This window comes from Pseudonocardia sp., from assembly GCF_035305885.1.
Lineage (GTDB): Bacteria > Actinomycetota > Actinomycetes > Mycobacteriales > Pseudonocardiaceae > Pseudonocardia.
Window position 1 is genome coordinate 22,167 of record NZ_DATGOP010000079.1, and the last position, 10,256, is coordinate 32,422.

The 10,256-nt window shown below is 74.3% G+C and carries 11 protein-coding genes and 1 pseudogene; 4 read left to right on the forward strand and 8 right to left on the reverse strand.

Annotated elements, in window-relative coordinates:
* Positions 1–704: 704 nt before the first annotated feature.
* Entirely contained in the window at positions 705–1,541 is an 837-nt protein-coding gene (locus tag VKZ81_RS16455) for a helix-turn-helix transcriptional regulator (RefSeq protein WP_324242451.1), read from the reverse strand.
* A 127-nt stretch (positions 1,542–1,668) separates the two neighbouring features.
* Between VKZ81_RS16455 and VKZ81_RS16460 the strand changes: the two genes are divergently transcribed.
* On the forward strand, positions 1,669–2,355 hold the full coding sequence (locus VKZ81_RS16460; protein ID WP_324242452.1) for an SDR family oxidoreductase: 687 nt from the start codon (positions 1,669–1,671) through the stop codon (positions 2,353–2,355).
* Here the strand turns inward: VKZ81_RS16460 and VKZ81_RS16465 are convergent.
* Positions 2,304–3,209: a helix-turn-helix transcriptional regulator gene (locus VKZ81_RS16465; protein WP_324242453.1), complete on the reverse strand. Its 906-nt coding sequence runs from the start codon at positions 3,207–3,209 to the stop codon at positions 2,304–2,306. The genes VKZ81_RS16460 and VKZ81_RS16465 overlap by 52 nt on opposite strands.
* 131 nt (positions 3,210–3,340) lie before the next feature.
* On the opposite strand from VKZ81_RS16465, the gene VKZ81_RS16470 reads away from it, so the two are divergent.
* Positions 3,341–4,165 carry an SDR family NAD(P)-dependent oxidoreductase gene (locus VKZ81_RS16470; protein ID WP_324242454.1) on the forward strand — a complete coding sequence of 275 codons (825 nt, stop codon included), beginning with the start codon at positions 3,341–3,343 and terminating at the stop codon, positions 4,163–4,165.
* An 18-nt stretch (positions 4,166–4,183) separates the two neighbouring features.
* On the opposite strand, the gene VKZ81_RS16475 is transcribed toward VKZ81_RS16470, so the two are convergent.
* The 3 genes and pseudogenes from VKZ81_RS16475 to VKZ81_RS16480 all read right to left on the reverse strand — a co-directional run bounded on the left by VKZ81_RS16475 (position 4,184) and on the right by VKZ81_RS16480 (position 6,242).
* Complete coding sequence (locus VKZ81_RS16475; protein WP_324242455.1) at positions 4,184–5,203, reverse strand: aldo/keto reductase; 1,020 nt, start codon at positions 5,201–5,203, stop codon at positions 4,184–4,186.
* 31 nt (positions 5,204–5,234) lie between these two features.
* Positions 5,235–5,429, reverse strand: a pseudogene (locus VKZ81_RS35155) (hypothetical protein); the annotation flags it as partial.
* Between the two features lie 69 nt (positions 5,430–5,498).
* Complete coding sequence (locus tag VKZ81_RS16480) at positions 5,499–6,242, reverse strand: siderophore-interacting protein (RefSeq protein WP_324242456.1); 744 nt, start codon at positions 6,240–6,242, stop codon at positions 5,499–5,501.
* Positions 6,243–6,337: 95 nt separating this feature from the next.
* Between VKZ81_RS16480 and VKZ81_RS16485 the strand changes: the two genes are divergently transcribed.
* A complete protein-coding gene (locus VKZ81_RS16485; protein WP_324242457.1) occupies positions 6,338–7,054 on the forward strand; it encodes a TetR/AcrR family transcriptional regulator in 717 nt (238 codons plus the stop codon).
* A 58-nt stretch (positions 7,055–7,112) separates the two neighbouring features.
* Positions 7,113–7,871, forward strand: a complete 759-nt coding sequence (locus VKZ81_RS16490; RefSeq protein WP_324242458.1) for a MerR family transcriptional regulator — start codon at positions 7,113–7,115, stop codon at positions 7,869–7,871.
* An 81-nt stretch (positions 7,872–7,952) separates the two neighbouring features.
* On the opposite strand, the gene VKZ81_RS16495 is transcribed toward VKZ81_RS16490, so the two are convergent.
* The 3 genes from VKZ81_RS16495 to VKZ81_RS16505 all read right to left on the reverse strand — a co-directional run bounded on the left by VKZ81_RS16495 (position 7,953) and on the right by VKZ81_RS16505 (position 10,170).
* On the reverse strand, positions 7,953–8,945 hold the full coding sequence (locus VKZ81_RS16495; RefSeq protein WP_324242459.1) for an Acg family FMN-binding oxidoreductase: 993 nt from the start codon (positions 8,943–8,945) through the stop codon (positions 7,953–7,955).
* Between the two features lie 153 nt (positions 8,946–9,098).
* Complete coding sequence (locus tag VKZ81_RS16500) at positions 9,099–9,296, reverse strand: hypothetical protein (RefSeq protein WP_324242460.1); 198 nt, start codon at positions 9,294–9,296, stop codon at positions 9,099–9,101.
* 400 nt (positions 9,297–9,696) lie between these two features.
* Entirely contained in the window at positions 9,697–10,170 is a 474-nt protein-coding gene (locus VKZ81_RS16505) for an Hsp20/alpha crystallin family protein (RefSeq protein WP_324242461.1), read from the reverse strand.
* Positions 10,171–10,256: the final 86 nt, after the last annotated feature.

Here is a 10,256-nt window from a genome sequence, read left to right on the forward strand (position 1 = left end):
TGGCCGTGTTGCATGGAGGGCTACGGGTACCCGATTCCCCCGGCCGGGAACGCCCGGTCTTCGTGCGAGCCGTGCCGACCGCGCGGCGATCGGCCCGCCCCGGTACGTGGGTGATCACGCGGCGTGATCCGGTACGGCGGGCGTCGCGCCGGACCGGCGCCCGGCCCCGGCCCGGCCGGCCGCCGGTGGGACGTCGCGCCGGGACCCATCGTGGCGAGCGCCGTGATCATGAGCAGCGCGGCGCGGGTAGTCGGTGCCGAGCCCGAGCGCGATCGTGATGATGATCCCGAGCGTCCACACGTGGTCGTGCCGACGACGAAGAAGGCGAGCACCCCGGCGAAGGCCCCCTCCGGGAACCCGAGGCCCACGAGGCCGGAGCGACGCGCCGAGGGACAGGAACACGACGACGGCCTTCAGCGGCACGAGGATCGAGCGGAAGGCGACGGCGAGCAGCACCAGCGCCGTCAGCCCGACGAAGGCGAGTCACGGGGCAGTGCGGCCACGGTCGCCTCGGTGTTGTCCAGGCTCATCGCCGGGCTGCCGTCACCGCAGACGAGCACCTCGTCGGCGCCGGCGGGGCCGGGAGCGCCCGGATGTCGCGCACGAGCCGGAGGTTGTGGGGGTCGTCGACGTCCCCGCGGGTCCTGACGGTGATCCCGACGACCTCGTCGTCCGCGGCGAACACGGTGGGGCGGTGGGCGCCGTCAGCCGTGGTCGGGCGCGACGAGGGCGGCGAGCCGGTCGGCCGCGCCGGAGCCCGGTGGTGCCAGGAACGCGACGAGCGTGTGCTCGTCGTCGAGCGTGCGCATCTTCGTGAGCCGGAACTCCACCCGGCCCAGCGCCGGGTGGTGGACCGTGCGCCGGTCGGTGGGCCGGGCGGCCAGCTCGCGGCGGCTCCAGATGCGGGCGAAGTCGGGGCTCGCGGCCTCCAGCTCCGCGACCAGCCGCGCCACCGCGGGCTCGTCGACGGCGGCGCCGACCTGGGCCCGGAAGAACGCGACGGTGCGCGCCGCCTCGGCCTCCCAGTCGTCGGCCGTCGCGCGGACCTGCTCCGAGGTGAACACCAGCCACAGGACGTTGCGCCGCTCGGGGTCGATGCGCGCCAGGTCGCCGTACAGCACGGTGGCGCCCCGGTTCCAGGCCACGACGTCGAACCGCCGGTTGACCAACAGCGCCGGGTTCGGGTCGAACTGGTCGAGCATCGGCTGGTACTGGTCGGCGTCCTGGGTCCGCTCCGACCCGTCGGTGCGCGGCGGCACCTCGCCGGCCAGCCGGAACAGGTGGGCCCGCTCGACGGGGTCGAGGTCCAGGACGTCGACCAGGCTGTCCAGGACCTGCGGTGAGGCCTGCACGGCCCGGCCCTGTTCGAGCCACGTGTACCAGGTGACGCTCATCCCGGCGAGCGTGGCGACCTCCTCGCGCCGCAGCCCGGGCGTGCGGCGGCGGCCGCCGACGGCGAGCCCCGCGTCCTCGGGGCGGCGCCGCTCGCGGCGGCTGCGCAGGAACTCGCCCAGCTCCCGGCGCCGGTCCACGGTGGGCACCTCCTCACCCTAACCGCCGCGGATCCTGGTGGTCCTGCTACTAGAAAAAGCGCTGTCTGGAGCGGCCGCGCGCGTCGGCGAACCATCGATCGCGGAAGGATCGATTTCCGAAGTTCGGGAGATTCGCATGCGCGTGGTCGTGATGGGCGGGACGTCCGGGATCGGGAGGGCGACGGCGCTCCAGCAGGCGGCGGCCGGGGCCGAGGTGATCGTCACCGGTCGCGACGAGCAGAAGCTGGCGGCGATCCGCGGGCAGGTGGCCGCCGCGGAACGGGTGGACGGCACCGACGAGGCCGCCGTCGCCGCGTTCTTCGACCGGACCGGTCCCGTCGACCACCTGGTCCTCGCGTTCAGCCCGGGGGCCGTGGGCCTCGGCCCGCTGGCCGGAACGGACATGGCCGGCATCCGGGCGGCGTTCGACGGCAAGCTGTTCCCGTACCTGTTCGCCATCAAGCACGCCCGGGTCACCGGGTCGGTGACGATGATCTCGGCGCTCAGCGCGAGGGCCGCGATCCCGGGCAGCGCGGTTCTGGCCGCGGTCAACGGCGCCATCGAACGCATGGTGTCGCCGCTGGCGAGCGAGCTGGCCCCGCTGCGGGTCAACGCGGTCTCGCCCGGTGTCATCGACACCGCGTGGTGGTCGTTCCTCCCCGACGAGCAGCGCGAGGCGCAGTTCGCCGAGGCCACCAAGACGATCCCGGCCGGGCGGGTCGGCACGGCCGACGACGTCGCGGCGGCCGTCGGCTACCTGATCGGCGCCGACTACGTCACCGGGAAGGTGCTGCCGGTCGACGGCGGCGCGACCGTCGCCTGACCCGGCCCGGGCGTCTCCAGCGCCTGGGTGCCGATGACGTCGAGGAGACGCAGCGCCTCCTCCGACGGCGAGCCCGGGTCGGCCGTGTAGATCACGACGCGCTGGTCGGTGTCGTGGATGTCGAGGCCGTCGCAGGAGACCGTGATCTCGCCGACGGTGGTGTGCCGCAGCGTCTTGCGGGTCCCCGCCGCGTCCTCCCGCACGTCGGTGCTCCCCCACAGGGCGGCGAACTCGTCGGACCCCGCACGCAGCTCGGCCACGAGGGTCGCGAGGTCCGGGTCGGCCGGGTAGCGGGCGGCGGCGCGGCGCAGGCCCGACGCGATGGCCTCGCCGAGCTCGCCCGCGTCCGGGACCTCGCACCGCAGCCGAAAGGCGGCGGGGACGCCGAGGAACCGCCACCGGGCGAAGTTGCGCTGCCGCGGCGGCAGCACGGAGAAGTCGCCCAGCAGCGCCGTCGTGAGGTCGTTCCAGGCGAGGATCTCGAAGTCGGCGGAGAGCACGTACGCCGGGGAGCACGGCAGGCGCTCCAGCAGCAGCTGGACGCTCGGGCGGACGTGGCGGGGGATGCCCGCGCGGGGGAGGGGGACACCGGCGAGCTCGTGGAGGTGGATGCGTTCGGCGTCGGAGAGGCGCAGCGCCGTCGCGAGCCCGCGGACCACCTCGCGGGACGGGTGGGGGCCGCGGGCCTGCTCCAGCCGCGTGTAGTACTCGGTGGAGATGGCGGCGAGCCGGGCGACCTCATCGCGGCGCAGGCCCGGGGTCCGGCGGCGCCTCCCGGCGGGCAGCCCCACGCCGGAGGGCGTGATGCGCTCCCGCCTGCTGCGCAGGAACTCGGCCAGGCCGTGCTTGTCCACGCTTCGAGTCTGCGCCGGGCGGTGCGCGCCAGCCAGGAATCGCCGGTACCCCGCTTCGCCACCCGGGACCGGGCCGTACCCCCATCGACCGTGCCTGGTTGACGGCGGTGCCCGCGCGCACCGTCGACGGCATGGACAACGCAACCGCACAGCTCCGCCCCGCGGCGGACGAGGGCGCGCCGGCCCACCCGTCGGCGCACCTGCTCGACGGCAAGGTCGCCCTCATCACCGGCGCCGGCCGGGGCATCGGCGCGGCCGCGGCCGAGGTGTTCGCCCGCGAGGGCGCCGCCGTCGTGCTCACGGCCCGCACGGAGTCCCAGCTCGCGGACGTGACCGAGCGGGTGCGCGCCGCCGGTGGCGTCGCCGACCGCGTGGTGTGCGACCTGGCCGACGGCGACACCGTGCGCGCCGCCGTCGACCGGGTCGTGCAGCTGCACGGCCGCCTCGACGTCGCGATCGACAACGGCGCCGTGCCGCAGCGGCCCGGCCCGTTCGACCGGATGCCCGACGAGGCGCTCGACCACGTCTACCAGGTCAACTTCCGCGGCCAGTGGATCGCGATGGCGGCGGAGGTGGCGGCCATGCGCGAGGGGCGCGGGCCGGGGGCGATCGTGAACACCTCCAGCGTGGGCAGCCTGCGCGCCAACGCGGTGCTGCCCGCCTACGGCGCGATGAAGCGGGCGCTCAACAGCCTGACCGAGTCCGCCGCCGCCACGTTCGGCCCCGAGGGCATCCGGGTCAACGCCATCGCGCCCGGCACGACCTTCACCGAGATGGTCGACCGGTGGGAGGAGGTCTCCCCGGGCATCGTGGACCAGCTCAACGCGACCACCCCGCTGCACCGGGGCGCCCGGCCGCACGAGGTCGCCGAGGCGGCGGCGTGGCTGCTGAGCGACCGGGCGTCGTTCGTGACGGGGGTGGTCCTGTCGGTGGACGGCGGCCTGGGGGTCGTCTGACCCGGCGCCGGCGGCCGGTCAGGCCGCGGCGCGGTCGGCCGGCGGCCGGCGCCGCAGCCCCGGCTGCTGGATCGCGGGCGGCTGGTAGTCCTGGTCGAGCGCACCGACGTCGGTGCCCGGCGGGACGATCTCGTCGATCCGGTCGAGCACGTCGTCGGACAGCTCGACGTCGATCCCCTCGAGCAGGTCGTCGAGGTGCGCCATCGTCCGCGGTCCGAGGAGCGCGCTGGTGATGCCCGGGTGGGCGATGACGAACGCCATGGCCAGGTGCGTCATCCGCAGCCCCGCCTCGTCGGCGAGCCGGACGAGCTGCTCGACGACGTCGAGCCGGCGCTCGTCGGTGAGGTGGCGGAAGAACCCGGCGCGGCGGAGGTCGTTCGCGCCGTGCTTGCGGACGCGCCCGGTGAGCAGGCCCTGCCCGAACGGGCCCCACGCCAGCGTGCCCATCCCGTAGCGCTGGGCGAGGGGGAAGACGTCGCGCTCCCGGCCCCGGTTGAGGATCGAGTACGGCGACTGCTCGACCCGGAACCGCTGCAGGCCCGCGCGCTCGGCGACCCACTGCGCCTCGACGATCGTCTCGGCGGGCGTGGTGGAGGAGCCGATCGCACGCACCTTCCCGGCCCGCACGAGGTCGGTGAGGACCGACAGCGTCTCCTCGAGGTCGGTCGACGGGTCGGGCCGCTGCAGCTGGTAGATGTCGACGTGGTCGGTGCCGAGGCGGCGCAGGGAGTCGTCGAGGGCGCGGGTGATCCACCGGCGTGAGGCGCCCTGCATGTTGGGGTCGTCGCCCATCGGCAGGCCGACCTTGGTGGCCAGCACGACCTCGTCGCGCCGTCCCTTGAGCGCCCGACCGACGACCTCCTCGGCGTCGCCGTAGCGGTCGGCGCAGTCGACGAGGTTGATGCCGGCGTCGAGGGCCTTGTGGATGATCCGGGCGGACTCGTCGGGGTCGTTGCCCATCTGCGTGGCGAACATCAGCGTGCCGAGGCCGAACGCGCTCACGCGGATGCCGGTGCGGCCGAGGGGGCGGTACTTCATGGGTGGTCCTCACGGGTGGGAGGGAGCTAACCGGAACGTTATTCCAGAAATATACGGAACCATCGCCCCGCTTAGTGAACGAGGCCGCGCCCGGATACGCGGGCCGGCCCCCAGCCGCAGCGGCGGCCGCGAAGATCGTCGGGGCCCGCAGGAGGCGCTTGTCGCGCATGAGCACTTCCTCGCTGGTCGCGGCGTCGAAGATGTAGTTGCCGCTGATCCCGTGCACGGCGGGCGGGTGGCCGGTGGCGATCGACAGGTTGCCCGATCCCGGGAACGGGTGCTCGCCGGGCGCCGGTCAGTGCAGGCCGCGCTTGCCCGGCGCCCAGAACGGCTTGACCGTGATCGCGGTCCGGGGCCAGCCGTGCTCGCGCACCAGCACGTCACGCACCATCCGGCAGGTCCGGGCCTCGCCCGCGACGTAGGCGGCCCCGGGCTCGGCCGGGAGCTGGAGCTCGGCCACGGCGGCGGCCAGCACGCGGGAGTCGACGGCGGGCGCGCCGTGCCGGTGCACGCGCCGCAGCGCCCGTTCGCGGGGGAGGGGCAGGTCGTGCTCGGGGCGGTCGCCCTCGACCACGCCGTAGACGGCGGCCGAGTCGTCGAGGGCGCGCAGCATCGGCCCGAACGCCGCGCTGGCGGTCTCCTCGCCGATGAACACGTGGTAGGCGGCCTCGCGGGTGGAGAAGCCGCACTGCGGCCACCAGAACGTCACCCGGTCGCCGGGCCGGGCGGCCCGCGCCCACGCGAGCCCGATGCCGTCGCCCCCGTAGAGGTGGATGCGCAACTCGATGGCGCGCCGGTCGGGCGCGAGCTCCCAGATCGTGTAGGTGCGCAGCGTGTCGGCCGGGCGCAGGATGCCCGACACGGACAGCGGGTCCCTGAGCTCGATCCGGACGTGCTGGCCCGGGGTGTAGGGGAAGCCGATCGGGCGGTCGGTCTCGAGCCGCACCCGCCGCATCGCGGGGGTGACCTGCTCGGCGACGGTGATCGTCGCGTCCATCGAGTACTTCTCGGCGAGGGCGGCGAGCGGGTTGCGTGCCATGGACCGTCCTTAGATGCTCTCGAACAACTTAGGGACTCTAAATTAGCAGAGGTGCTCTAAGGTCTGGGCGCCGAAGATCGGATGAGAGGGGCGGGATGGCCGTGGGCACGAGCAAGCGGCGGGAGCGGCTGCGGCGGGCGACCGTGGAGGAGATCCACGCGGCTGCGCGCAAGCTGCTGGTCGAGCGCGGGCCGGCCGCGGTCACCGTCAACGCGGTCGCCCGGGAGGTGGGCATGAGCGGCCCGGCGCTCTACCACTACTACGCGGGCCACGACGAGCTGGTCGCCGCGGTGACCGCGGGCTTCTTCCGCGAGCTGACCGAGGCGATGGAAGCCGAACGCGAGCGGCGCGCCGACGCGCCGCTCGGCGATCGGCTGCTCGCGGTCTGCCGGGCGATGCGGGCGTGGGCGACGGCCCACCCCGCGGAGTTCGGGTGGATCTTCGCGAGCCCGGTTCCCGCGCCGGACCGGCGGCCGGACTCGGTGCGCCACGAGGCCGGCACGCGGTTCGAGCGGGTCCTGCTCGACCTGGTGGTCGAGCTGTGGCGGACCCGGCCGTTCCCGGTGCCCGACCCGGCCGACCTGGCGCCGTCGCTGCGCGAGCAGCTCGTCGCCTACTGCGCCACGATCGACCACCGGCTGCCACCGGAGGCCGCGCACGTCTTCCTCGCCTGCTGGGTCCGGCTGTACGGCCTGCTGTGCATGGAGGTCCTGCACCAGCTGGACTTCGCGTTCACCGACGCCGAGCCGGTGTTCGAGGAGTGCCTGCGCGATCTCGCGGGAATGCTCGGCGTGGAGTACTCCGCGGCTTGACCTTGACGCTGCGTCAACGTGCATCGTGGTGTCACCGACGCGGTGAGGAGCGCCGAGGATGCCGGGACGGGAGTGGTCGATCCAGGAGGTCGCCCGGGCGGCCGGGACGACCAGCCGCACGTTGCGGCACTACGACGCGCTCGGCCTGCTCGAGCCGAGCCGGATCGGGGCGAACGGGTACCGCTACTACGACCAGGCCGCCCTGCTCCGGCTGCAGCGGATCCTGCTGCTGCGCCAGCTCGGCCTCGGCCTGTCCGCCATCGGGAGGGTCCTCGACGGCGAGCAGGACCAGGTCGCGGCGCTGCGGGGGCACCTGCGGCACCTGCAGCGCGAGCGAGAGCGGATCGAGCGGCAGATCGACTCGGTGCGGACGCTGCGCAAGGTGGAAGGAGGTGAGGAACTGGTGGCAGCAGAGGTCTTCGACGGCTTCGACCACACCCGCTACGAGGAGGAGGTCGTCGAGAAGTGGGGCAGGGACGCCTACGAGTCCGGCGACCGCTGGTGGCGGTCGCTGTCGGACGAGCAGAAGCGGGCGTTCCAGCAGGAGCAGGATGACATCGCCCGTGCGTTCGGCGATGCGTTCGCCGCGGGGAAGTCCCCGGACGACGCCGACGTGCAGGCGATCGCAGCCCGGCACCACGCCTGGGTCAGGGCCGGGTGGCAGGGCCGAGAGCCCGACGCCGCGGCCTTCACCGGGCTCGGCGAGATGTACGTCGCCGACCCGCGGTTCGCCGCGCACTACGACGCGCACGGCGCCGGCACCGCGGCGTTCATCCGTGACGCGATGAAGGTCTACGCCGAGCGGGAGCTGTCCTGACGGTTCCCGCGGCCGGGGCTGCAGACCCGGCCGCGGTGCCGACGGCGTGGATCCCCGACAGAGTGGATCTAGCGCACGAGTTCAGCGCACGATGGTCACGGCGTCCTCGAGCGGCCTGCGCGGTGTGGCGGGCAGCGGCCGGGCGCCGGGCTGCGCCCACCCGAGCCGCAGCAGGATCTGCGGGTGCGTGCTCGCCCGCGCCCCGACGCGGTCGCGGATGTAGGCGCGCGTTTCGTCCACCTCCAGCGGCTGGCTGAGCGGGCTGCTCGCGAGCCCGGCCAGCGTGGCGGACAGCAGGATGGCGCCGGTGACCTCACCGGCGCGCAGCCAGCTCGCGCGGGTGTCGGTGTACGTCGACAGCAGCAGGAGGGCGGCGTTCTCCGGCTCGCCCTCCCCGGGCGCCTCGACCACGGCGGGCTGGGCGAAGCTGCGCATCGGCATCCGGCCCCGCGCCGGTGCGGGCCACGGCGCGTTCGCCGACGGCACCCCGTCCACCGCGCCAGGCGGGCGCCCGCTCCAGCGGGCGAGCTCCGCGGCGTAGCGGGGGTCGGCCTCCTGCGTCTCGGCGGCCGCCGCGATCGCCTTGTACAACCGCCAGCGCAGCCGCGGTTCCGACACCGGCTGCAGGGCGAGCCCGTTGCGTTCGGCGAGTTCCACGAGCCCGCCGATCACCTCGCCCGGCACCGGCCACGAGCTGAACCGGCGCCGGTCGGTGCGCCGGCGCGGGATCACGGCGGTGAGGTCGGCGTCGGCCTGCGTCGGGGTGCCGGGGGAGAGCTCGACCGCGGCGAGGTGGTCGGGGTCCTCGGGGTCGGGCAGCCGCCGCACGCGACCCGCCCAGCCGAGGGCGGCCAGCGCGACGAGCAGGTGCTGCAGCGCGGCGCCGCAGCTCATCACCAGGTCCCGGCCCTGCGGGTCCGTCGCGGGGACGCGGCGGGACGGGTCGGCGAACAGGTCGATCGTGTTGCCCGACACCCGCCACTTCCACGGCTGGCTGTTGTGCACCGACGGGGCGCGGATGGCCAGCCGCAGCGCCGCCAGCACGGTCTGTTCATCGATGGCCGTGTCGGTCATCGGCGCGTCGTCTTCCGGTCGAGGCTTCTCGCCACGGTCCTTCTCTCCCCACTTGACGGGCGGTACGCGGCCAGCCTCGGATGCCGGCCGCGCCGGCGGCAGGGCCGTTCGTCACGGCGGGGCGCGCGGAAGGGCCCTGACGGCGTCGGGGCGTCAGGACGGGACGGCGGGCGCGTGACGGGGCCGGAACCGCCGGAGGACGGCGTCCTGGACCTCCTTCACCGCGTCGTCGAGCTCGCCGAGTGCGCTCGTGAGAAGGCCGGTGACGGGGTGGTTCGACGGGAGCCCGTCGAGCGCGTTGTGCAGCGTGAGGCCGACGGTGTGGATGCGTCGGACGACGCGGTCGTGCACGTCGACGACGGCGCGCTCGCACCCGCCCCGGCGCGGTTGCGGTGCGGTCCGGCGGACGAGCCGGGAAACCGAATCCCAGCCGCGTGCGACCGCTCGTGCCGCCGCGGACGCGACTCGGACGATCTCGCCACCTGCCCTCCTCACGATGCGCCCGACGGCCTTCACCCAGCGCAGGCGACGGGTCCACACCGGATCGAGATGCGCGAAGCGCATGCGCGGCCCCCTGTCGAGCTACCCGCAACCCTCGTCAACCGCACCGGACATCCCGGAACGAGGGCGTTCCTCCAGGGGGTTCGTGAACGGCGGCGTGATCGTTAACCGCGGCGTGGCGGTCGGTGTTCGGCCGGCGCCGGAGCGTCGGCCCCGGGCGGACCGACGCTCCGGCACGTGCCGGGGCCCGCTACCCCTTCTTCACCTTGATCTTGGTCGGCTCGACCACGACCCGCTGGGGCGCCCTCACCCGGATCTCCAGGATCCCGTCGCGGTAGGTGGCCGAGATGTCGGACTCGGTCACCCCGTCGGGCAGCGGCAGGGTGCGGGACATGCTGCCGTAGCGCAGCTCGCGGCGGACGTAGCCCTCCTCCTCCGCGCGGTCCTCGATCCGGCGCTCCGCGTCGATCCGCAGCACGCCGTCCGCCACCGTGATCTCCAGGTCCTCGTCGGGGTCGATCCCCGGCAGCTCCGCGCGGATCACCCAGGTGTCACCGTCGCGGTACTCGTCGACCCGGATCAGGCCGTCGCCGAGCCGGTCCCACGCGAACCCGAACGGCTCGCGCAGGGGGAACGAGCGCATCCACTCGTCGAACACCCGGTCCATCCAGTCGAACGGGCTCACGATCTCGGCGTCGCGCTTCCGTCGCATCACGGTGCTCATCTGGCGATTCCTCCGTTGAGTGGTCCTCCACGGACTCCTCGACGGTCGCTCGGTCTCCGGTGGCGGGGCAGGGTCGTTCGGCACGT